The organism is Asticcacaulis aquihabitans (assembly GCF_032490435.1).
In the GTDB taxonomy this organism is placed as follows: Bacteria; Pseudomonadota; Alphaproteobacteria; order Caulobacterales; family Caulobacteraceae; genus Asticcacaulis.
Window position 1 is genome coordinate 142,898 of record NZ_JAVGWM010000006.1, and the last position, 21,380, is coordinate 164,277.

Sequence of the window (21,380 nt, forward strand, 5' to 3'; positions counted from 1 at the left end):
TGTCCAGCCATAAGCGGCGGTATTTTTGAAAAATTTGTCAGTCTTCCCCATCATCTTTTGACTGAAGGCCGGATGGGGCGTCACTATCGGCATCTTCGTCATTGACCGACAGGCCGCCGGCGCCGTCGATGACGTAATCGCCCTTCAGCCAATGGACTAGATCGACATCGGCACAACGCTTGGAACAAAACGGCGCATAGCTTGGTGCGACGTTGACAACGCCTTCGATCGCTTCGCCGTAGGGTTTGCGGCAACGGGTGCAATAACGGATACTCATAGGATAACCTCTGGCTTGGCGGCGGCGCCCAGGCGAATGATCGCCGACAGCGGATCATGGGATGCAGCCAATAACGGACGCACAATATCTAATACCGATGGCGGCGCACGCAAGGTCATCAGCCGTCCCGGCTGGTCGGCCGCACGTTTCACCGCGTCGCGCAGCAGCCGGTGGGCCGTGCGCAGGACCGGGTCGGCGTCGATCAGCGGACAAGCGCCCCATGGCCGCACAAATTCCAACGTGCCGAATTTTCCGATCGGCGCCACAATGATCGATTCGCCGGAAAAGCCGGCAAGTAGTCTGTCGCGCAAGGTGTCGGCATCGTGCCGCTTGCCAATTAGGTCCACGACGACGAGACCGGCCAGGCCGGACAGACGCAAGCGCCGCCCAATATCGCTGGCAGCACGCTCGTTACACGCCTTAGCAAAGGCGCGGGGCGTCGCCACACCGGACTCAATACCATCTCCCCCCGCCGAATCAACGTCGCAGGCAATCAGGGCGCGCGTCCGTTCGACGCTGAGAAAGCCGCCTTCCGGCAGCGGACCAGACGGATTGAGCGCCCCCTCCTCCGCATCGTCCAGGGCATCGGCTATGGCGTCTGGCTCACTTAACTCCGCAACCGGCCCATCGACACGGGCCAAGAGGCGAGCCTTCAGGTTGCGCACCGGCGTCACTCGTCGTGGCTCACCCTGCGCCATTGCGATCAGGCGCGCGCGGGCGCGTTTCTCACGCCGCGCTTCGGCTATGATTTCAACCTCCAGCGCCGCCCCTTCCGCGATCTTGGCCACGGCCTCCTGCGGGGCGTCCAGAACGGCCTCTCCGCCGTCCGCCAGGCGCAGGAAGGCTATGCCACCGGTCTTGGTGCGCAGACGCGCAACCGAGCGCACACCGAGCAGGGTCAGTGCGGGGTCATTTTCGTAGCCTTCGAGATAAACATGCGGACGACCATCGATCAGGATCGCGCCTCGCGCCAGGCCGAAACGGCTGTCATAGGCCAGGGTTTTCACCGGCTAAGACCCGCGCCTTCGAGCAGGGTGCGCGTTTCATACAGCGGCAGCCCCATCACGCCGGTGTAACTGCCGACCAATTGCGTCACAAATGCCCCGGCGAGACCCTGAATGGCATAGCCACCGGCCTTGCCCACCCCTTCGCCACAGGCGATATAGGCGGCCATATCGGCGGCGCTCAGGCGCTTGAAGGTCAGGCGTGTTTCCACCAATCGCGACGACAGCTTGCCCGACGGACTGACCACGGCAACACCCGTATAGACGCGATGCCCGCGACCGGACAACAGGGTGAGACATGCCGCAACATCCGCGTCCGTAGCGGCCTTGTCGAGCACTCGCCGCCCCACAGCCACGACCGTATCGGCAGCCAGTACGAAGGCGTCCGTGTCCGCCGCCACCGCCTGCGCCTTGGACACAGCCAAACGCAGCGCCAGTTGCGCCGGTGTTTCGGTTTTCAGCTGGGTTTCATCAAGATCGGCCGCGACGATGGCATCGGGGGCCAGGCCGATCAAGCCCAGCAAATCGCGGCGGCGCGGGCTGGCGCTGGCCAAAATAAATCTAGCGCGTTCAGCCACGGAACAAATTTACTTGAAGCGGTAGGTGATGCGGCCCTTGGTCAGGTCGTAGGGCGTCATTTCAACCAGAATGCGGTCGCCGGCAAGGACGCGAATGCGATTCTTGCGCATCTTACCTGCGGTGTGGGCGATGATCTCGTGACCCGACTCTTCCAGCTTTACGCGAAACGTCGCGTTGGGAAGCAGTTCGACCACGGTGCCCGGAAACTCGAGTAGTTCTTCTTTTGCCATTCGGCCCTCTGGTTACCGGCCTGCTGAAGACTCAGGCCGTTGAGAAAATTGAGATTGCGCCCTTTATACCCAAAGGCTGGAAGTGGAAAGCCCTAAAACGAAATGCGCCCCTTGCCGCGAAGGCAAGGGGCGCACGAAACGGGTTCTAGAAAGGGGAAACTAGAACGCCTTCACGAGGCTGATGGTAGCGGTATTGGCCGTACCCTTATCGCTCTGGAAGTCCGAACGCGTGTAGTCCGCGCGCACGGCGTATTCCGGATTGATGTGATATTGCGCACCAACGCCGTAATCGAGAGCCGTGCCTTGCTCGTACTTACCGTTTACGGCGGGCGACTTCAGGTTGGTGTCGGAGACACCGACGCGGCCGATCAGGTCGAAGCTGCTGGATACCGGCAGATAGCCGACGCCATAGACGCCAACCTTATTGGTCAGCTTGGTACGGCCAGCGGCTGTGTTGTCGTCATCGGTACCGAAAGCGGCTTCGCCTTCAACGCCGAAATGCGGGGTGATCTTGGTGCCGACGCGGGCATTGACACTGCCCAGCTTGGTATCGGTCTTGTCGTTATCGGTTTGCTGGTAGCCGAGCGAGCCATACACATGGCCGACGTCCTGAGCCGAAGCAGCGGTGCCGATAGCGAGAGTGGCCACGGCGGCGGTAGCGATCAAAAAGGTCTTCATAGTCTGTGCTCCAAATTTAAATTGGTCACGCATCGGGGAGGATGCGGGCCGGGCGATCATCTTGTCGCCTGACTGTAATATGGAGGCTCGATCCGCCCTTCGTGGGGCTATTACTAGGTCATTTTAGGGTAATTGCAGCCAAATAAGACCTTATGGTCACGGTCTGGCCCCGTATAAGGCGAACGGCGTGATATATGGCTGGTTTGCGCCGCATTCAGGCCGCTTTGATGAACCAATATGAATGAAGAAAATGTAATGAATTCATAAGGATAGGCAATTATTGCCGACTCGGCCACCCTGCTGGTCGTCCCGCCGGCTATTGTCGCATTCATCGCCATGAATGCGACCGTGCCTTCAGGACCTGACCAGCGCATTCACCAGGGTGAACAGGCGCCGCGCCGTCTCGTGATCAATGGCGATCTTGCCCTTGAGCCGTTCGCTCAGCAATTCGGCGCCTTCGTTGTGAACGCCGCGGCGCCCCATGTCGATCGACTCGATCTGGGTTGGCGTGGCGTTTTTCAGCGCTTCATAATAGCTTTCGCAAATCATGCGGTAATCGCGCAGCATGGTTTTGAACGGTGCCAGCGACAGCATGATCTTGCGCGCGAAATCGGGTCCCGTGACGTCGAAGACCAGACGATTGTCTTCCAATGCAAGTCGCAAATCGAACGGCCCCTGCGCGGCGCCTTCCGGGGCGAAGCTGTTTTTTTCGATAAGGTCGAACATGGCGACCTTGCGTTCATGCTCCACCTGGTCCGACGGCGCGCTCAAAGACTCTTCGTCGATATCGATTCGGGCGATGCGCATGATGTAATCTCTCAACTGTCCGCGTTACGATGAGCACAAATCGCAGTGATTTGGCAAGTCGGCTTAGCGGTGCAATAGTTTACAGCGCGTGATCGGGCAGCATCTTGGCGCGGCGCGGCGGCGCCAGGTCGAGAAGCAGCACATCCAGGCATTCGACCTCTATCCGCATATCGCGGTCCGCCGCTCCGGCAAACCGCAAGGTCAGGGCGAAGGCCGGCGCTTCCAGAGGTTCGGCGGCAATGTCGAGCAGGCTGAGCGGCAAGGTCTTCTGCTTCGGATCCAGGCCGCGCGTCTTGACGCCGGTCACATCGGAAATGCGCAGGATGCTTGGGGCGCGCAAAGGCACAGCGCCCCCTTGTTCATGACAGAAACGGCTCATCTGCAAGGTAACGTGACGGCCAGCCGGATCGTAACTGATATCCCCAACCCTTAGGGCCGCGTCCTGAACCAGGGCGGAAATAGCGGGCAGGTCTTCGGCATCCTGGGCCAGAAGGCGCAGGGGCTTGGCAGGCGGTTTACCGAAACCGAACAGACCCATTATTCCTCTTCCATTATGGGGGTATCGCCCTTGAGCCGCTTGATATTGGCGCCACAGGCCGACAACTTGCCTTCCAGATTTTCGAAACCACGATCCAGGTGATAAACGCGGTTGACGATGGTCTCCCCCCGCGCCGCCAGGCCAGCAATGACCAGACAGGCCGATGCCCGCAGATCCGTCGCCATCACCTGAGCGCCGCGCAGTTCCGCAACGCCGTGTACGCGGGCCTCATTGCCCGTGACGCGAATATCAGCCCCAAGGCGCCCCAATTCCGGAACGTGCATGAAGCGGTTTTCGAAAATTGTCTCGCGGATAACGCTTTCCCCGTCCGCCAGCGTCATAAGCGCCATGAACTGGGCCTGCAAATCGGTGGCGAACCCCGGGTATACGTCGGTGGTCAGGTCAACCGGGCGGATCTTGGCGTCCTTGCGGCGGATGGTCACCGTATCAGTGCCGCGCTCAACCTCGCATCCGGCTTCAACCAGCTTATCGAGCAGAATAGCGATCAACTCGGGACGAACGCGGGTCAGGCGCACTTCGCCGCCTGCCGTTGCACCAGCCACGGCATAGGTCCCGGCTTCGATGCGGTCGCAGATCACAGACCAGTCCGTGCCGTGCAGCGAGGTTACGCCTTCGACCACGATCGTGGTTGTGCCCTGCCCCGACACCTTGGCGCCCATGGCGTTCAGACATTCGGCCAGATCAGCGATTTCCGGCTCGCAGGCGCAATTTTTCATGACCGTCGTACCATGCGCCAGAACGGCGGCCATCAGGGCATGTTCGGTCGCACCGACAGAGACGAAGGGAAATTCGATCTCGGCGCCCTTCAATCCACGTGGCGCCTGGGCAAACACGTAGCCCTCATGCATGTCGATATGGGCACCCAGCGCCTCGAGCGCCTTGAGGTGTAGATCGACCGGCCGCGCGCCGATGGTGCACCCACCCGGCAGGGACACCTTGGCGTGGCCGGTGCGCGCCAGCAGCGGCCCCAGCACGTTGAACGAGGCCCGCATCTGGCGGACCAGATCGTAGGGCGCAAAGGAAGAGGTGATTTCCGGGGTATGCAGCACGGTTTGCTGACCGTCCGGTCCATCGGATTCGCTGATCTGCGTACCGAAACGCGCCAGCAAGCGACCGAGCAAGCGCGTGTCGGCTAGACGCGGCATGTTGGTTAGACGTATCGGTTCCGAGGTCAAAAGGGACGCAGCCATCAGCTTAATGGCGGAGTTCTTGGCGCCCGAAATGGGTATGTCCCCGAAAAGAGGGCTGCCGCCCTCGATGGCAATGCGATCCATAATACGTCCGTACAAGGCAAATCGCGCCAAACCGGCGCGAGGAAACGAATGTGCGCTTCTACATGACAATGCGCTACAGGCAACAGCCTGAAACTACTTTTCGCCGTCGTTTTGTTTCGCTTTTTCGTGATGGTCGGGTTCAGGCGTATTCAAAGCCTTGGCGCCAGCAACCTTACGGCGGCGCAGATTTTCACGCAAGGCGGCCTGCAACTGCGCGGCGCGGCGCTCTGCCTGGGTCCTTGGCTGTGTCTGGTTTTGGGTCTTGGACTGGGTCTGGGCTTTGGAACGCCCGGATGCGGCTTGTGGTTCGAGTGGCTCGTCTGGAGTATTGGACATGAAATGGGCCGGTTGGAGGATAGGTCTGTGGCTTCGACTTAAGAAATCCGGGGATTAAATGCAAGCCGGGGCATTTTTCAGCCCCACGCCTTCACTTTTCGCTTTGTCTTTTCAAAAACTTTGGCTATAGCCCGCGCCTCGGATGTTTTTACATTCCGTCGGCCGTATTAGCTCAGTGGTAGAGCGCATCCTTGGTAAGGCTGAGGTCGGCAGTTCAATCCTGCCATACGGCACCACCGGGCCCCTGTCGGAAACGATATGGGGCCCGACCTGTTTCTGGACCATAGGTGCTAGACTCACCCTGCATCAATCCGCGTCGAATCGCGCTGCCTGGATTTCTTCGTCGAATTTCATTTCCGCCTGATCGAGCCTGGAATAGTCCATCTGCTCATTTTCGCCCCAACGAACAGAAAAGCGAGCCTCAGGCGCGTCAACGCCGTTGTCCCACAGTTCCACCCGGCCCTGCTTCTTAAGGCGCTGGCCGGGCATCAGTTGCGCAGGTCGTTGATCGCCCGATACAGTTCCGTATCGAAACCACACAGATGGCGAAGCGTATCAGATGTATCCAGCTTACGTTTGAACGCATCCTCGCTCACGCCGAAACGCGCGCGAGCAGGTTTTACACGGGTCAAGGTAAAATCGAAGCGGAACATGTTACGCACCCTTTGGAGTTCAAGTCTGTAACATACCGTAACATTGCGACAATAGAAGGGCGATAGAGCTTTATCCCGACAGTTGCAAAAACAGGGTAAATGACACCTCATCATCGCCAATTTATATATCTGCCGGGGCGCGCCACGACGCCTGGGTGTCAACCTAAATAGACAATCCGCTTCTTACCCTTGGTGGCGCGCATTTCCGATCTATTGGCATGATGGTCGCCATCCGTGGACTTTCCATCGATATACAGGGTCTTTTTTATATCCTGCTGAATCAGGTGGGCCGCGTACAGGTGGCCCTGAAACAGCGCATCGATACCGCCGGGAATAAGCCCGAGCAAAGCCCCGGCGCCGGGGATAACCTTCACCACGTCCTCCACCGTTGTAATGCCGGCGTCTATTGCCAGAATGAGCAGGCTGAGGATCAGAGTCAGCGGCGTGACGCGTGCCCGTATGCCCTGAACCAACAGAATCAGACCCGCGCCAACGGAATAGACCGTGGACAGGCCGGGGATCGGCAAAAGCGCCAGGATCCCGTCAAGGCCGATGATGTTGATTGGCCCAATACCGATAATGCGGTCCGACAACCGCTTGACGGTCTCAACAGAGTCGTAGATTTGGTCGATATCAGCCTGGCTTTTCGCGAACACGTCCTTGCCCCCCATAGCCGGGTTCCTCTACCCTGTTAACCAAGTGCGGTGCGAACACCGTTTTTGTCAATACGATTTGGATAGCCGCATGCGCCTGCTCAAACTCCTTTTTGGCGCCCTTTGCCTGGCGGCCGCGCTGGCAGCAATAGGTGTGGCCATAATATGCCTGATGAACCCGCACAGGCCACAACTCTATCTCATCGATATTTTCAGCGTCCCGATCACTAGCGGCGTATGCCTTCTGGCCGCGGTGCTTTGGCTTGTGCGCCAAAAAGGTGCGGCGGGCATTGCCACGCTGGCGGCGGCACTCCTGATTGCCTCTATCTGGCCGCAGGGGCATCCGGTGCAAGGGGGTGCCGATCCATCGCGACCCGCCGTGCGGATGATGTTCGCCAACCTGCTTATCCGTAACACGACCCCGGAAAAGCTGTTGCCGTGGGTGGAAACACAGAATCCCGACGTGGTCGCCGTTGTCGAGGCGAACCAGCACTACCGCGACCAGTTGGTGGAGGGCCTCAAAGCCAGCCGTCCCTATATAGCGACCCGCTACGACATGGTCGTCGCGTCCCGGTATCCCCTGTCGGATCAGCAGAATTATCCCACGGGCTTCGCGCTCATGACGGTCAAGGTGAAGACGCCTGACGGCCCCCTGACCCTGGCTGTCGCCCACCTGACGCGGCCATGGCCCTATACGGGCGCACAAGACCAACCGCGTCAATTCGATCGCCTGGCGCACACGATTACCCCCATGATGAATGAGCGCTTTGTCATGGTCGGAGACTTCAACTCGTCCCCCTGTGCCGTTCAGTTGCAGGACCTGGCCAAGCGCACAGGCTTACATATAACCCCGGCGTTTCGCGGCACGTGGCCGACCTTTTTGCCCGGCATATTGCGTATTACCATCGACAACGGCCTGGCGAGCCGCGACCTCACGCTCAGCCGCCGTCACGCCGGGCCGTTCGATGGATCGGACCATCGCCCTATCGTTTTTGATATTCGTCCCGTACGGAACGACAGGCCTTAAGATTGCTTAGGCCTTAAGGCCGCTTGGGCTTTACCGCAGATACGGCCTTAGCGATCGGCTTGGGCGTTGCTTTCGGGGTAGCGGGCTTTGGCGCCGCCTTGGCGGCTTCTTTCAGCACCGCCGGTGCTTCGACGGCCGCAGGCTGAATGGCAACGGGTGCTTCGACCACTGGATCGAACACCACCTTGGGCTCAGGTGCAGCGTCTACCGCCTGGACCACCGCGCCCGAGGCCTCATCAACCACCTTTTCTGCGGCTTTTGCCGTGGACGTGACCATATCAACAACGGCCGCATCAGCGGCTTCGACGACAGGCTTTACGGCATCGACGGTCTTGTCGAGACTTTGCGAAGGCGTAAGGGCGCCCCAAACGCCCATGAACCCCGGCCATTTCGGGGCCATTTTCGCCATTTCGGGGATTTCCTTCATCAGCCCCTCGCTCTTGCCGAGGCTCTGGGTCATGGCCCAGGCACTCAGCCCGAAGCTGGAAGCGGCCCAGAAAGGCACCCACATCGGCGACAGGGCGCCAACCCAGAAATTCATGACCTTCTCGGACGCGGCCTTCATCTCTTCGGGGGTCGGTACAGTGGCGAACTTGGTTGGTTCAGGGTCGGTCATGGTGAGCATGGTATCCTCTGTGTGGCTGCAGTGGCGAACAATCCATATTGCGCCGCAGCATAACACGAAAAGTGCAAGTCTCCAATGAGGCGAGTCATCACAAAATGCGGACCTTGGCCACAGCCCCCTCTTCGCCGAAGGTTCTGACCACGTCTTCGGATATCGCTGTCAATAACGGCGTAAAGGCCTCAGGCGCATTGACCGCGACCAAGGCGCACCCGTTCATCGTCATCGGGTTCCATAGGGGCCGCAGGCGCAATTCGGCGACGAGAATTTCCGTCATCTCGCCGATTTCACGCTCCATATGCCGCAACCAGGCGTCGAAGGTTTCAAGGTCCTTCAACGGCAGCCAGATCAGCGCCCGCGCATCGGGTCGCAAGGTCAGGACATCGCGCAAGGTGGAGGTAATGCGGGCGTAATCGTCTGCCTTTTCGAAAGGCGGATCGATCAGGTACAAAAGGGCATTCGGGGTATCCATCACCTGTAACGCGATCTTGTAGCCATCCGCCTTTATGGCCTGGCCGCGCGGCTCGATACGGTCATATAGCAGACGATAGTCATCATCGCGCAGTTCGCAGCCAACATACTGATCGTTCGGGCGCTGGTGATCGAGGATCAGGACCGGCGAGCCTGGATAGATGCCGATGCGGTCCCTGAATCCGGCCTTGGCGTTCTTGGCGCGAACGTAGTCGGCCAATGGCTTCAGGCTATCGGGCACATCGCGGCTCATCAGATACTTGATGCCCGCCTCCGCCTCACGGGACCGCGCAAAGTCCGGATTGGACAGGTCGTAAAAACCCGCACCGGCATGGGTATCGATCACCATCTGCCGCTGGTCGCCATCGCGCAGCAGGCGCAAAAGCGTGAGTACCGCCGCATGTTTGGCCAAGTCGGCAAAATTTCCGGCGTGAAAGCCGTGTCTGTAATTCATGTCAGGAGCCCAAGCTCTCTTTTCGTCTTTTTAGGCAAGGCGGCGGCGATAAGGTCGTATGATCCCCGCACATGATCCTTTAGCTCAGAATCGGCAATATCAAACGCCTGAATCCACTTCATGCCGCGCGATGCCAGATACGGCGCCGGCCGGCAGCCGTCGGCATAGCCCAGAATTTCAAAAGCAATCGGAGTCACCTTGAAACTGACCTTCAGGCCATCTTCGCCTGACGCGATGGCAAAGACCTTACCGCCGATCTTCCAGACGTCCGATCCGCCCCATTGCACGACGTGCGTGGCGTGGGGCAAACCGGCGCAAAAGGCGTTGAAGGCTTTCGGGGTCACTTGAGCGGCATCTCGCGTGCGATTTGAAGCGTATCCGCCAGAAGCGATTCCGAAGTCGGCCACGCGCCCGCGCCCTTGCCCGTGACATACCAGGTGTCGCCGGTGTCCAGCTCGATGATGGCGCGGTTTTGTTCGCCGCGCGCGCCAACCAGATAATGATCGGCATCCAGCACTTCGAGCTTCATGGAGCCTTGCAGGCCGTCCGCCGTCGGATAGGCGCGCGCCACGTAGCGCAGGCCCTTGCCCTGCGGGATGACCAGCGAGTCCTCGGTGATCTGGCCGACCTCAATATGCTTCGGCGATTGGCCGGGGAAGGCGATTTCCCGCAGCAGCTTCAGCTTGGCGCCAACGTCCGTACCGTCCAGGTCAGCCGTCGAATCCGGTTCGGCGAAGCCCAGCCGGCGCGCTTCGTCCATGGCGGCGTCGAAACTCTTGCCCGACTCGACCTGGTCGATCACGAAGTTCGACGTGCCATTCAGTACACCGGCCAGCGAGGTCACTTTGAGCCCTGCCGCGGCGGCGCGTTTCAACGCCTCGATGATCGGGGCGCCACCACCGACGGAGGCGGAATAGGTCAGAAGGGCGCCGGACGACTTGGCGGCGGCGCGCAGTTTGTCCGCTGAGGCCGCGACGGCCTGCTTATTGGCGCTGGTGACGCTGACGCCTGCCTTGAGAAAGCCTTCCAGCAATTCGGCCGACGGCGAAACCCCGGTGCCGATGTCGACGAAGACATCGACATCGTTGCGCACGAAGTTGCGGGCGTCGGAGGTGAACTTGGCGGCCAGCGGATGATCGCGGCGTTTGGAGGCGTCGCGGACCAGAATGCGGTCGACCTCGATCAGATCGCTCCATTCCAGGCACCGTTCCAGGAACTTTGAGCCCACGCCGCCAGCGCCCATAACGGCGATGCGGATCGGACGCTTTAGGGTAGGCGTCTTGCGGTAGGCCGTCTGACCGCCCAGCACGGTCTGGTAGCCCTTGGCCAAACCCGCAACCTCGACGGTCAGACCGTTGTCTGCGGCATAGCGCATGGCCTTACCCTGTACGACCGGGAAGGCGATCTTCAGCGCTTCGTTCCAGCTCAGGCCTTCATACGGTCTGGCGGAATCGCCGACCGTCGCGGGATCGGCGTCATAGACGGCGTCAACGTCCTTGATCAAACGGGCGGTGGCATTCACGCCTGCGTCGTTCAGCGCCTTGGCGATATAGACGGCCGTCAGGTCCGAACCGCCACGGCCGAGCAGCACGGGTTCACCGGCGGCGTTTTCGGCCACATATCCCGGCACGACGACGAGATCGACGGTTTCAAGATCGCGCGTCAAAACATCGGCCTTGATCGATATGGGATTGGCATTCAGGTGTTCGCCATCCGCAATCAGGCCGATTTCATAGGCCGAACGGAAGCGCGTCACGATACCGGAGCGTTCCGCCGCCATGGCCAGCAAGGTCGCCGCACGCATTTCGCCGGTCGCCACCAGATGCGGGGTCGCCGACGAGACGGAGGCCTGGGTATAGCTGCCGGCCAGGCGCAGCAGTTGGTCGGTCTGCCCCTTGAAGGCCGAAACAACGGCGATCACCTTATGTGCGTCGCGGACATAGCGGTAAATCTCCGCCACGGCGCGTTGCAACGCGCTTTCGCTCGTGAGAACCGAACCACCGAACTTGACGACGAGGATAGACATAATTCACCTGTTTGAGAGCAGTTTGCACGGTCGCTATAAGACTTTTCCGCTAGAGCCAAGAAAAAACATTCAAATCCTTGGTTATTCTTCGGTGTGGTTTCGTTGGAAATCAGTTGCCACGAACAGTTGCGACCAGGCTCGTCCTGTCTTGATCGGCCCCTCGGTGAACGCTAAGAGCAGATATGTCTTCTAGTGCCCCCGTCAAAGCCTACGCCCTTCTTATCCTGACCAGCTTGATCTGGGCGGGCAATAGCGTCGCCGGCAAGATCGGCGTCGGCCATGTCGATCCTATCCTGCTCACCACCCTGCGCTGGTGGATCGCGGCCATAGTGATCGTCACCCTGTCGCTGAAACCGTTGAAACGCGACTGGCCGGTCATCAAGGCGCATTGGCCACTTTTGCTGGGCTACGGCGCCACCGGCTTCGCCCTGTTCAATATTCTGCTCTATTCCGCCCTCACCCAGACGGCGGCCGTCAATGTGATGATCGAGCAAGCGGGCATTCCGCTGATCATCTTTCTCGGCAACTTCATCCTGTTCCGAACCCGCGCGACGGTAGCGCAACTCATTGGCTTCGTCCTGACCGTCACTGGGGTGGTCATCACCGCCACGCACGGCGATATTCACCGGTTACTGCATCTCAAGCTGAACGCCGGCGACGCCATGATGCTACTGGCCATCCTGGTTTACGGCGGCTACACGGTCAGCCTCAAATGGAAACCACCTCTGCACTGGCAAAGCCTGCTGGCCATACCCTGCGCTGGCGCCGCCCTGACGTGTCTACCATTCCTGGCCTGGCGCTATGCAACGCACCCGTTCACCGCCCCCGACGCAACAGGATGTGGCGTCGTGCTTTATGCCGCCATACTGGTCGCCCTTGTCGCCTCGGCCACCTATATCGCGGGAATAGAATTGATCGGTGCCAATCGCGCTGGCTTGTTTATCAATCTGCTACCGATATTCGGGGTCTTCCTGGCCGTGCTGATCCTGCGCGAACCCCTGCGCGTCTTTCATGTCGTCGCCCTGATTTTGGTCAGCGCCGGTATAATCCTGTCCGAATGGAGCCGTCTGCGCCCTGCCCGGCAGGCGGCATAGATCGCCGCCCAACCAGGTCAGATAATATGTATAATACCTTGTTTTAATTACCTTAGTCTAACGTGAATCACGTTCGACTAGCGCTCTTAAGTCGCAAAACGCCGCGCGCCGGCCACGCAGGCGACAATGGCGGCCATCACGGCGATCACAGCACCGCCGATCGGTTCTTTCAGCAGGCAGGCAGCCAGTATCAACGCCAAGAACGGCTGCATAAGTTGTAACTGGCCCACAGCGGCGATACCGCCCATGGCGAGGCCACGATACCAGAAGACAAAGCCGATAAGCATAGAAAAAACTGAAACATAGCCCAAACTCACCCAAGCCGGCCACGTAATAATCGACAGATCCACCGGACGCGTCATGACAGCCAGGATCAACATTACCGGCAAGGCGACCACTAAGGCCCAGCAAATGACCTGCCAGCCGCCAAGGCGACGTGACAACCGCGCCCCCTCGGCATAGCCGAAACCGCAGACGGCGATGGCAGCCAGCATGAGCAGGTCGCCGATGGGCGAGACTGAAAAGCCCTGCGTCAGGGCGTATATGACAATACACGCACCACCCAGTCCGGAAAACAACCAGAACAGCCGCGGCGGATGCTTTTCACCTAACAGGCTGGCGCAGACGGCCGTTGAGATAGGCAGTAAGCCGGTAAAGACGATGGAATGCACCGAATTGATGTGTTGCAAAGCCATGGCCGACAGCAAGGGAAAGCCTACGACCACGCCCAAGGCGACCCAAATCAGAGAGCGAATGTCACGCGCCGCAGGCCGTGCGGCGCGGAATACCCACAGACACCCCGCCGCCAGCCCTGCCGCGATCACGGCCCGAGCGCCGGTCAGGAAATAGGGCGACATGGCCTGTACCGCGACCTTTGTCGCCGGAAGGGAACCGCTGAACGCCAATATACCCAGTCCCCCGTTGATCCAGCCGATCGTTTTCGTGTCCATAACTGTCTCCATACGTAACAAACAGCTCTATGCCCAAACAGGGGCTGGCCTCGACAGAGACGATTCAGTAAAATTGACCCAAACTGTCATGGTATGGAAAGCAGTACAGTTATGACAATCGCGCCGACATTAACGACCCACGTCATGGATCAAATCCGGGACCGCATCACGCGTCAACAATTGGCGCAAGGCGCGCGCCTGCCCTCCGTCCGCGCCATGGCTGAGATGCAGAAGGTGTCCAAATCGACCGTAGTCGAAGCCTATGACCGCCTGCTGGCCGAAGGCGTGATTTCCGCCCGGCGCGGTTCCGGCTATTTCGTCGCCACGCCGCATCCGCCGATGACCCTGGCCGCCATAGGTCCGAAACTAGACCTTCACGTTGATCCCCTGTGGATATCACGGCAATCACTGGAAACCGAAGGCGACTACCTTAAACCCGGTTGCGGATGGTTGCCGTCATCCTGACTGCCCGACGCAGATATCCGCCGGGCTATGCGGACCCTGGCACGGGATGAACGGGTGAACCTGACCGAATATGCCACGCCCATGGGACATGCGCCCTTGCGTCAGATCCTGTCCCGCCGCTTATCGGAACACGGCATAGAAGCAGGCCCACAACAGATCCTGCTGACAGGATCGGGCACCCAGGCCATAGACTTGCTGTGCCGGTTTTTACTGACGCCCGGCGACACCGTTCTGGTGGACGACCCGTGCTATTTCAATTTTCTGGCACAGTTGCGTGCCCACCGCGTCACGGTCGTCGGTGTTCCCGTCACACCCAACGGCCCGGACCTCAATGCCTTCGCCGACGCTTTGATCGCCCACAAGCCCCGCCTCTACATCACCAATACGGCCCTGCATAATCCGACCGGGGCCACCTTATCGCCCCTCACCGCCCATCGCCTGCTCAAACTGGCCCAGGCGCACGACCTTCTGATCATCGAAGATGATATTTACGCCGATTTCGAACACAACCCGGCGCCCCGTCTGGCAGCTTTCGACGGTCTTGACCGGGTGATCCATATCGGCAGCTTCTCAAAGACGCTGTCCGCGGCCATCCGCTGCGGCTTCATCGCTGTCCGCGCCGACTGGCTGGCGCCCCTGATCGATCTCAAAATAGCGACCGCCTTCAGCCATGATCCGCTGTCTGCGGAGGTGCTGTATCATCTGCTCAGCGGCGGCCATTACCGCAAACACATGGCTGATGTCCGCGAACGGTTGGCACATCTACGTCCACGCATACTGAAAACCTTAGCCAGTCTCGGGATTCAGCCGTGGCATGTCCCACAGGCTGGCATGTTCGTCTGGTGTGCCTTGCCGGCGGGCGTCGATGCATCCGAACTGGCACGTCAGGCCTTGACGGAGCGAGTGGTGCTTGCGCCCGGCAATGCTTTCAGCCTGTCCCAGACCGCCGGCGGTTTCATGCGCGTCAATATCGCCCAGATGCAAGACAATGCGGTGATGGACACCTTGAAGCGCAAACTGGGCTGACGCCTGCGCCAAGATATGTGCCCGCCAACCCGCCCAATTCCCACTCTTGACGCCGCCGCGGTTTTTCCGCATAAGCGAGACACTCATCGAGACCAGTCGAGGGAAAGGCCCGACGACGCTGGGGCAACCGCTGCAAACGCAGAATGGTGCCAACTCCTACAGGGCGCATTTCCCTGACAGATGAGAGGATGATTCGTCCCGTGCGGATGCGCGGCGTAGTGTCTGCTCTCGGCTGGTCGCGATGATTTTATACCCCCCGTGACCGGACACACCATGAACGCCCCAACCTTGACACCTCAGGCATTAGATCCCTCGCGCGCAGCCGCGCCCGATCTGATTGGCACCGACATCACCGCCGCCTTGCCCGCCGACTTCCGCCTTCAAAGCGGCATGAAGCTGGAGCAGACGGACGTCGTCGCGCGCCTGTACGGCCCGAAGGATGCGCCGGTCGTTGTGGCGGCCGGTGGGATTTCCGCCGGCCGCGTACTGTTCGCCAAGGAAGATTCGACCGAAACCGCGCCCGGGTGGTGGGAAGGGGTGGCGGGCCCCGGCGAAGCGCTCGATCTCAACCGGTTTCGTGTGCTGTCCATCGAATTCGCCCCACGCCTGCCCGCGTCCAAGGTCTATACCATCACCACTCACGATCAGGCACGGTTGGTTAAGCTGTTGCTCGACGAAATCAATGTTGATAAAATCTATAATTTCGTCGGCGCCTCCTACGGCGCCATGATCGGACTGGCCTTTGCGGAACTCTACCCCGACGCGGTCGAACGCCTGTGCATCATATCCGCCGCCCACCGCGCCCACCCCATGGCCACGGCGTTTCGCGGCCTGCAACGCCGGATGCTGAAGTTCGGTCAGGACAATGGCAAGCCCGCCGAAGGCATATCGCTCGCCCGGCAACTGGCCATGACGACCTACCGCTCCGACGCCGAATTTTCCGAGCGGTTCGACGGTCCGGCGCCCGAAGCCGCCGGCGGCAATTATGTCGTCTGCCAATATTTGCGGGCACGTGGCGACGCCTATTCGGCAACCGACGTCAATCGCTGGATTTCCATGTCTGACAGCCTGGACCGTCACCGGGTCGATCCGTCCAAGATCAAGGCCAAGGTTTTCCTGGCCGCCGTGCCGACAGACCGTCTGGTCCCCTATGACGACATGAAGGCGCTGCACGAACAACTGCGCGACAGCGTTTTCATCGAATTTCCCTCACTTTATGGACACGATGCTTTCCTTAAGGAAATCAAGCTCGTTTCCGATATCGTTCGTACATCTCTCAAAGAGTGATCATGTCAAAAGACTATCTCAAGACCGCCAAGCTCGGCACAAAGGTCATCAATATCGGCATCGATTCGGACAAGGCGCATGGCGCCGTGATGCCGCCAATCTACCTGACCACCAACTACACCTTCGAAGGCTTGGGCCAGAAGCGTACCTATGACTATGCGCGTTCAGGCAATCCGACGCGCGAAATCATCGCCGAGGTCATTGCCGAACTGGAAGGCGGCGTCGGGGCCGTGATGGTGGCATCCGGACTGGCCGCGCTCGACCTTCTGTGGCAAGATCTGCCTGGCAATCGCCGGGTTGTCGTTCCGCACGATTGCTACGGCGGCACGCAACGCCTGCTCAATGCCCGCCACAAGCAAGGCCTGATCGATCTGGTCTATGTCGATCAGGGCGACGACGCAGCCGTCACGGCCGCCCTGTCGGAACCGACAGCGCTCCTTCTGCTCGAAACACCGTCTAACCCGCTGATGCGCCTGATCGACCTGAAAAAACTGATCGACCTGGGGCACAAGGCCGGCGCGAAGGTCGCGGTCGACAACACCTTCCTGTCGCCTGCCCTCCAAAACCCGATCAAATTCGGCGCGGATTTCGTTGTTCATTCGACGACCAAATATATCAACGGCCATTCCGATGTCATCGGCGGCGCCCTGGTCTGCACCACCCCGGAAGACGTCACCACCTATCGCTGGTGGGCCAACTGCGTCGGCGCCACGGCCGCACCGTTCGATAGCTACATGACCCTGCGCGGTGTCCGCACCCTGTTCGTTCGCATACGCCAGCAGCAACAGTCGGCACAAAGCATTGCTGAGTTTTTGCACAACCACCCCAAGATCAAGATTGTCCATTATCCCGGTCTGCCCAGCCATCCCCAACACGAATTGGCCAAGGTCCAACAGGCCGGTTTCGGTGCGATGATGAGCTTTGAGCTGGCAGGCGGGTTGGAAGCCGTGAAGCAGCTATTCGACCACATCGACCTGTTCTCACTCGCGGAATCTCTCGGCGGGATAGAAAGCCTGATCGTGCATCCGGCCTCGATGACGCACGCGGCCATGTCGCCCGAAGCTCTGGCGACCGCCGGTATCAGCGAGGGACTGGTCCGATTGTCGATTGGATTGGAAGATGCGGCCGACCTGATCGCCGCGCTCGATCACGGGCTTTCCCAAATCGTCTGACCGTCATAGAGTGCCTTCAAACAAGGAGGACTCTATGACCCATTTGACGCGCCGGGCAGCCTTTGCCATGGCCGGGCTGGCGGCGACGCCCATCGCCGCCGCCGTACCCGATCGTAAAATCGCGCTCCGCCCCTTTGCCTGTAATCTGGATACCTGGTTCACCGAAGTCCCCTTCGCCGACCGGTTTGCACTGGCGGCGCGGGCCGGCTTTACCCAAGTGGAATTCTGGCCAGTACGGCGCAAAGACGACAAGATGGATGCAGCCCGCGCACGCGCGCTGCTCGATGCCAATGGGCTGGTTCTGACGCAATATGCGCCGACGGCCCCGAATTTTTCCGATCCCGCCAACCATCCGGCCCTGGTGGCGATGATCAAAGAGGCCATTGTCGACTCTGCTACACTGGGGTGCAAGGCAATCACCCTGGTCGGGCATCATTTGGTCGATGGCCTGTCGCGGGAAGCGATGCTGAGCGGCTATACGGCAGGCCTGATGCGCATCGCCCCGCTCCTCGAAGCGGCCGGGCTGATGGCGCTGGTCGAGCCCTTCAATACCGTCAACCACATTGGGCATCTTCTCAACGGCTCACGACCGGCGACAGGCATCGTTCGCGCGGTCAATTCGCCGATGGTCAAGATCCAGTGGGATTTCTACCATATGCAGCTGGAAGACGGCGATCTGATAGAAAAGTTCACCGCCGGCGTGGATACGGTTGGCTATGTGCAACTGGGTGACGTGCCCGGCCGTTATCAGCCCGGCACCGGCGAAGTCAATCACGTCAATCTGCTCAAGGCCATTCGAGCGGCCGGTTACAAGGGCCCGATGGGCCTGGAATACTTCCCGCTCGACAAGGACAATGAGCGCGCCGTTCGCGAGGCGGTATCCCTGTCTCAAGCCTCCGGCCTCGTTTGACGCAGGAAAGCCCTCCGGCCAGGGCCGAAGAGCTTTCAACAGGTTATCTAGAGCAAAAAATTAGAGCCTTGAGGCAGCTCAACTGGGCCGACGAATGCTCTAAGACGACGGTTTAGACGCGTATCAGGTTCACATTGATGTTGCCGCGGGTGGCGTTCGAATAAGGGCACACCTTGTGGGCTTCTTCGATGAGCTTGTCGGCAACGGCAGCGTCGACGCCCGGCAGGGACACCTTCAACTCAACTTCGATACCGAAGCCGGCGGGGATCGGGCCAATGCCGACGCTGGATTCGATCGAGGTATCGGCCGGCACGGCCACCTTGTCACGACCGCCGACGAACTTTAGCGCACCGATGAAACAGGCGGCGTAGCCCATGGCGAACAGCTCTTCCGGATTCGTGCCGTCACCGCCCGCGCCGCCGAGTTGCTTCGGTGTGGACAATGTCAGATTTTGATTGCCCGCAGAGGCGGTGCCTTCGCGGCCGCCCGTGGCCTTGCCATGCGCGGTGTAAACGGCGGTGATCGATTGGGTCATGGGTAGTCTCCTTTTGAAAATTCAATGATGCACAATTATATTGTGTACAATTTGATGTCAACTAAATTGCGCACTATCTTTCAAACGAATGTGAGAAAGTCCCATAATGTCCGCCTCCCCACCCGAACTACGCCTGGAAAATCAGTTGTGCTTTGCCGTCTATTCGGCAGCCCATGCCTTCGCCCAGGCCTATAAGCCGCATCTCGACCCGATGGGGCTGACCTATCCGCAATATCTTGTCATGCTATTGCTGTGGGAACAGGATGGCCGGTCGGTCAATGAACTGGGACAGCCCCTGCAACTCGATTCGGGTACGCTCACGCCGTTGTTGAAGCGCATGGAAAAGGGCGGTTTCGTCACACGCCAACGCGACGCCCGCGATGAACGCGTCACCCGCATTCACCTGACGGAACATGGCCAATCCTTGCGTGACAAGGCGCGCGCGATCCCCACCGCCCTACTATGTGCCTCGGGCCTGACGCTCGATCAATTGAACACTCTGCGTGACCAGGTGCGCGTGCTGGGGGAAAACCTGCGTGAATAGAAGGCGCTTGCCAGCCCCCATCAATTGTCCTACAAAATAAAGATCTTATAAAAATCCCAGGGACAGGACTTATTTCATGCGCAACACCGCCATTTCCTTGACGGCGCTTGGCCTTATGGCGTTCGGCTGGACCGCCATGGCCGAAGCCGCCACGCCCGTCACCAAGGTTTCGGTTGACACCACCAAGCCCGGCGCGACGATTGACCGCCACATCTTCGGACAATTCGCCGAACATCTCGGGACGGGAATCTATGGCGGCATCTGGGTCGGCAAGGATTCCCCCATTCCCAACACGCGCGGCATCCGCAATGATGTGGTGACGGCCCTGAAAGCGCTGCATGTCCCGAACGTGCGCTGGCCAGGCGGTTGTTTCGCCGACGAATATCATTGGCAGAAGGGCATCGGCACGGGCAAGCGTCCCGTCACGCTCAATTCCAACTGGGGGGGTGTGCTGGAACCCAACACCTTCGGTACGGATGAATTCATGGACTTCGTGAGTCAGATCGATTCGGAAGCCTATATCTCGGCCAATGTCGGCTCATCCACGCCGCAGGAAACCGCCGAATGGCTGGAATATATGACCTCGGAAAAGGAAACCAGCCTGGCCATGGCGCGCCGTGAAAACGGCCATCCCGCGCCCTATTCCATCGCGTTCCTCGGCATCGGCAATGAAAGCTGGGGCTGCGGCGGAAACATGACGCCGGAACATTACACCGACGAATTCCGCCAGTTCACCACCTATGCCAAAAACTACAACCCGGCGCAAACCGGCGACAAGCGCATGAAGAAGATCGCCTCCGGCGCCAATGTCGACGACTACAACTGGACCGAAACCTTCATGAAGAACAAGGGCGGCGAAGTCGACGCCCTGTCGCTGCACTTCTATTCCGGCTTTGAGCAATGGCCCCCTTACCAGCCGGCGTCCGGCTTCGACGAGACGCAATATGCCAAGGTGATCAAGACCGCCTTGCGCATGGAAGAGCTGGTCAGCAAGCATAGCGCCATCATGGACAAGTACGACCCTGAAAAGAAGGTTGCGCTGGCGGTCGACGAATGGGGTGCATGGTACGCCCAGACGCCGGGCAGCACATCGGGCTTCCTGGTCCAACAAAATTCGCAGCGCGACGCCATATTGGCGGCGGTGTCGATCAACATCTTCACCCGCCACGCCGATCGCGTGCGCATGGCCAATATCGCGCAGATGATCAACGTCCTTCAGGCCATGATCCTGACCGATGGCGACAAGATGGTGCTGACGCCGACCTATCATGTCTTCAAGATGTACGTGCCGTTCCAGGATTCGAAGGCCATTCCGGTCAGCTACGATGCCGGCACCTATAGCCATGACGGGGTCACCCTGCCACGCGCCGATATTGTGGCTGCCAAGGGCAAGGACGGCAAATATTATCTGTCCATCACCAATATCGACCCGGATGAGCCTCTGGAAGTCGATGCATCCATCCTGGGCTTCACACCGAAAAAGGCAACCGGCCAGACCTTGGTCGCACCGAAAATCGATAGCATCAACACCTTTGACAAGCCGAACCTTGTCGTACCGAAGGCCTTCTCGGCGACAGCCAAGAACTGCGCCCTCACCTTGAAGGTCGCACCCGAGTCGGTGACGGTCGTAGTGCTGGAATAGTCACTGCCCTACCCGCCAGATCAAGCCTCGCCGGGTCTAGAGCATTTCCCGACCATGTTGAATCGGAAAAATGCTCTAGACCTTTGTTTTAACGCTCTTTTTTAT

At 59.6% G+C, this 21,380-nt stretch carries 27 protein-coding genes, 1 tRNA gene and 1 riboswitch; of the genes, 10 read left to right on the forward strand and 18 right to left on the reverse strand.

Annotated features, from left to right (window positions below; genetic code table 11):
* Window positions 1–37 precede the first annotated feature (37 nt).
* From RCJ00_RS19660 to RCJ00_RS19700, 9 genes are all read right to left on the reverse strand, one after another.
* Window positions 38–277 (reverse strand): DNA gyrase inhibitor YacG, encoded by a 240-nt coding sequence (locus RCJ00_RS19660; RefSeq protein WP_316224058.1) that lies wholly within the window; start codon window positions 275–277, stop codon window positions 38–40.
* Window positions 274–1,284, reverse strand: a complete 1,011-nt coding sequence (locus tag RCJ00_RS19665; protein WP_316224060.1) for a ribonuclease E/G — start codon at window positions 1,282–1,284, stop codon at window positions 274–276. Before RCJ00_RS19665 ends, RCJ00_RS19660 begins: the two co-directional genes overlap by 4 nt.
* Entirely contained in the window at window positions 1,281–1,859 is a 579-nt protein-coding gene (locus RCJ00_RS19670; protein ID WP_316224062.1) for a Maf family protein, read from the reverse strand. The genes RCJ00_RS19665 and RCJ00_RS19670 overlap by 4 nt, the downstream gene beginning before the upstream one ends.
* Window positions 1,860–1,868: 9 nt before the next feature.
* Window positions 1,869–2,090 (reverse strand): translation initiation factor IF-1, encoded by a 222-nt coding sequence (gene infA, locus RCJ00_RS19675; protein ID WP_023450735.1) that lies wholly within the window; start codon window positions 2,088–2,090, stop codon window positions 1,869–1,871.
* 159 nt (window positions 2,091–2,249) lie between these two features.
* Window positions 2,250–2,768, reverse strand: a complete 519-nt coding sequence (locus tag RCJ00_RS19680; RefSeq protein WP_316224063.1) for a porin family protein — start codon at window positions 2,766–2,768, stop codon at window positions 2,250–2,252.
* 354 nt (window positions 2,769–3,122) lie between these two features.
* On the reverse strand, window positions 3,123–3,575 hold the full coding sequence (locus tag RCJ00_RS19685; RefSeq protein ID WP_316224064.1) for a UPF0262 family protein: 453 nt from the start codon (window positions 3,573–3,575) through the stop codon (window positions 3,123–3,125).
* A gap of 79 nt (window positions 3,576–3,654) precedes the next feature.
* Window positions 3,655–4,113 (reverse strand): DUF2948 family protein, encoded by a 459-nt coding sequence (locus RCJ00_RS19690; protein WP_316224065.1) that lies wholly within the window; start codon window positions 4,111–4,113, stop codon window positions 3,655–3,657.
* Entirely contained in the window at window positions 4,113–5,408 is a 1,296-nt protein-coding gene (gene murA / locus RCJ00_RS19695) for a UDP-N-acetylglucosamine 1-carboxyvinyltransferase (RefSeq protein ID WP_316224066.1), read from the reverse strand. Before murA ends, RCJ00_RS19690 begins: the two co-directional genes overlap by 1 nt.
* Window positions 5,409–5,501: 93 nt before the next feature.
* Window positions 5,502–5,744, reverse strand: coding sequence for a hypothetical protein (locus RCJ00_RS19700; RefSeq protein WP_316224067.1), 243 nt, complete (start codon window positions 5,742–5,744; stop codon window positions 5,502–5,504).
* A gap of 161 nt (window positions 5,745–5,905) precedes the next feature.
* On the opposite strand from RCJ00_RS19700, the gene RCJ00_RS19705 reads away from it, so the two are divergent.
* Window positions 5,906–5,980 (forward strand) — tRNA-Thr (locus RCJ00_RS19705).
* A gap of 70 nt (window positions 5,981–6,050) precedes the next feature.
* Here the strand turns inward: RCJ00_RS19705 and RCJ00_RS19710 are convergent.
* The 3 genes from RCJ00_RS19710 to RCJ00_RS19720 form a co-directional block, all read right to left on the reverse strand.
* Entirely contained in the window at window positions 6,051–6,233 is a 183-nt protein-coding gene (locus RCJ00_RS19710; protein WP_316224068.1) for a hypothetical protein, read from the reverse strand.
* On the reverse strand, window positions 6,233–6,397 hold the full coding sequence (locus tag RCJ00_RS19715) for a hypothetical protein (protein ID WP_316224069.1): 165 nt from the start codon (window positions 6,395–6,397) through the stop codon (window positions 6,233–6,235). Before RCJ00_RS19715 ends, RCJ00_RS19710 begins: the two co-directional genes overlap by 1 nt.
* A 158-nt stretch (window positions 6,398–6,555) precedes the next feature.
* On the reverse strand, window positions 6,556–7,068 hold the full coding sequence (locus tag RCJ00_RS19720; protein ID WP_316224070.1) for a DUF4112 domain-containing protein: 513 nt from the start codon (window positions 7,066–7,068) through the stop codon (window positions 6,556–6,558).
* Window positions 7,069–7,141: 73 nt separating this feature from the next.
* On the opposite strand from RCJ00_RS19720, the gene RCJ00_RS19725 reads away from it, so the two are divergent.
* Entirely contained in the window at window positions 7,142–8,077 is a 936-nt protein-coding gene (locus RCJ00_RS19725) for an endonuclease/exonuclease/phosphatase family protein (protein ID WP_316224071.1), read from the forward strand.
* Window positions 8,078–8,090: 13 nt separating this feature from the next.
* Here RCJ00_RS19725 and RCJ00_RS19730 read toward each other — a convergent pair whose 3' ends face one another.
* The 4 genes from RCJ00_RS19730 to RCJ00_RS19745 all read right to left on the reverse strand — a co-directional run bounded on the left by RCJ00_RS19730 (window position 8,091) and on the right by RCJ00_RS19745 (window position 11,650).
* A complete protein-coding gene (locus tag RCJ00_RS19730) occupies window positions 8,091–8,693 on the reverse strand; it encodes a hypothetical protein (RefSeq protein ID WP_316224072.1) in 603 nt (200 codons plus the stop codon).
* A 97-nt stretch (window positions 8,694–8,790) separates the two neighbouring features.
* Window positions 8,791–9,624, reverse strand: a complete 834-nt coding sequence (gene rlmJ / locus RCJ00_RS19735; RefSeq protein ID WP_316224073.1) for a 23S rRNA (adenine(2030)-N(6))-methyltransferase RlmJ — start codon at window positions 9,622–9,624, stop codon at window positions 8,791–8,793.
* On the reverse strand, window positions 9,621–9,968 hold the full coding sequence (locus RCJ00_RS19740) for an MmcQ/YjbR family DNA-binding protein (protein ID WP_316224074.1): 348 nt from the start codon (window positions 9,966–9,968) through the stop codon (window positions 9,621–9,623). Before RCJ00_RS19740 ends, rlmJ begins: the two co-directional genes overlap by 4 nt.
* The gene (locus RCJ00_RS19745) at window positions 9,965–11,650 is read right to left on the reverse strand and encodes an amino acid kinase family protein (protein ID WP_316224075.1); all 1,686 of its coding nucleotides are present in this window, start codon (window positions 11,648–11,650) and stop codon (window positions 9,965–9,967) included. The genes RCJ00_RS19740 and RCJ00_RS19745 overlap by 4 nt, the downstream gene beginning before the upstream one ends.
* A gap of 182 nt (window positions 11,651–11,832) precedes the next feature.
* Here RCJ00_RS19745 and RCJ00_RS19750 point away from each other — a divergent pair, with 182 nt between their 5' ends.
* Window positions 11,833–12,744, forward strand: coding sequence for a DMT family transporter (locus RCJ00_RS19750; RefSeq protein ID WP_316224076.1), 912 nt, complete (start codon window positions 11,833–11,835; stop codon window positions 12,742–12,744).
* A gap of 86 nt (window positions 12,745–12,830) precedes the next feature.
* Here RCJ00_RS19750 and RCJ00_RS19755 read toward each other — a convergent pair whose 3' ends face one another.
* Window positions 12,831–13,694 (reverse strand): DMT family transporter, encoded by an 864-nt coding sequence (locus RCJ00_RS19755; protein ID WP_316224077.1) that lies wholly within the window; start codon window positions 13,692–13,694, stop codon window positions 12,831–12,833.
* Window positions 13,695–13,805: 111 nt separating this feature from the next.
* Between RCJ00_RS19755 and RCJ00_RS19760 the strand changes: the two genes are divergently transcribed.
* The 5 genes from RCJ00_RS19760 (at window position 13,806) to RCJ00_RS19780 (ending at window position 18,554) form a co-directional block, all read left to right on the forward strand.
* The gene (locus RCJ00_RS19760; RefSeq protein ID WP_316224079.1) at window positions 13,806–14,159 is read left to right on the forward strand and encodes a GntR family transcriptional regulator; all 354 of its coding nucleotides are present in this window, start codon (window positions 13,806–13,808) and stop codon (window positions 14,157–14,159) included.
* A gap of 27 nt (window positions 14,160–14,186) precedes the next feature.
* On the forward strand, window positions 14,187–15,185 hold the full coding sequence (locus RCJ00_RS19765; protein ID WP_316224080.1) for an aminotransferase-like domain-containing protein: 999 nt from the start codon (window positions 14,187–14,189) through the stop codon (window positions 15,183–15,185).
* An 80-nt stretch (window positions 15,186–15,265) separates the two neighbouring features.
* Window positions 15,266–15,372: riboswitch (SAM riboswitch) on the forward strand.
* An 86-nt stretch (window positions 15,373–15,458) separates the two neighbouring features.
* A complete protein-coding gene (gene metX, locus RCJ00_RS19770) occupies window positions 15,459–16,472 on the forward strand; it encodes a homoserine O-succinyltransferase MetX (RefSeq protein WP_316224081.1) in 1,014 nt (337 codons plus the stop codon).
* Window positions 16,473–16,474: 2 nt separating this feature from the next.
* Window positions 16,475–17,644: a cystathionine gamma-synthase gene (gene metB, locus RCJ00_RS19775; protein WP_316224082.1), complete on the forward strand. Its 1,170-nt coding sequence runs from the start codon at window positions 16,475–16,477 to the stop codon at window positions 17,642–17,644.
* A gap of 34 nt (window positions 17,645–17,678) precedes the next feature.
* Window positions 17,679–18,554 carry a TIM barrel protein gene (locus RCJ00_RS19780; protein WP_316224083.1) on the forward strand — a complete coding sequence of 292 codons (876 nt, stop codon included), beginning with the start codon at window positions 17,679–17,681 and terminating at the stop codon, window positions 18,552–18,554.
* A 112-nt stretch (window positions 18,555–18,666) separates the two neighbouring features.
* On the opposite strand, the gene RCJ00_RS19785 is transcribed toward RCJ00_RS19780, so the two are convergent.
* Window positions 18,667–19,089, reverse strand: coding sequence for an organic hydroperoxide resistance protein (locus RCJ00_RS19785; RefSeq protein WP_316224084.1), 423 nt, complete (start codon window positions 19,087–19,089; stop codon window positions 18,667–18,669).
* Window positions 19,090–19,195: 106 nt separating this feature from the next.
* Here RCJ00_RS19785 and RCJ00_RS19790 point away from each other — a divergent pair, with 106 nt between their 5' ends.
* Together RCJ00_RS19790 and RCJ00_RS19795 are read left to right on the forward strand one after the other, a co-directional pair.
* Entirely contained in the window at window positions 19,196–19,633 is a 438-nt protein-coding gene (locus RCJ00_RS19790; RefSeq protein WP_316224086.1) for a MarR family winged helix-turn-helix transcriptional regulator, read from the forward strand.
* Between the two features lie 76 nt (window positions 19,634–19,709).
* A complete protein-coding gene (locus RCJ00_RS19795; protein ID WP_316224087.1) occupies window positions 19,710–21,275 on the forward strand; it encodes an alpha-N-arabinofuranosidase in 1,566 nt (521 codons plus the stop codon).
* The last annotated feature ends 105 nt before the right edge of the window (window positions 21,276–21,380 follow it).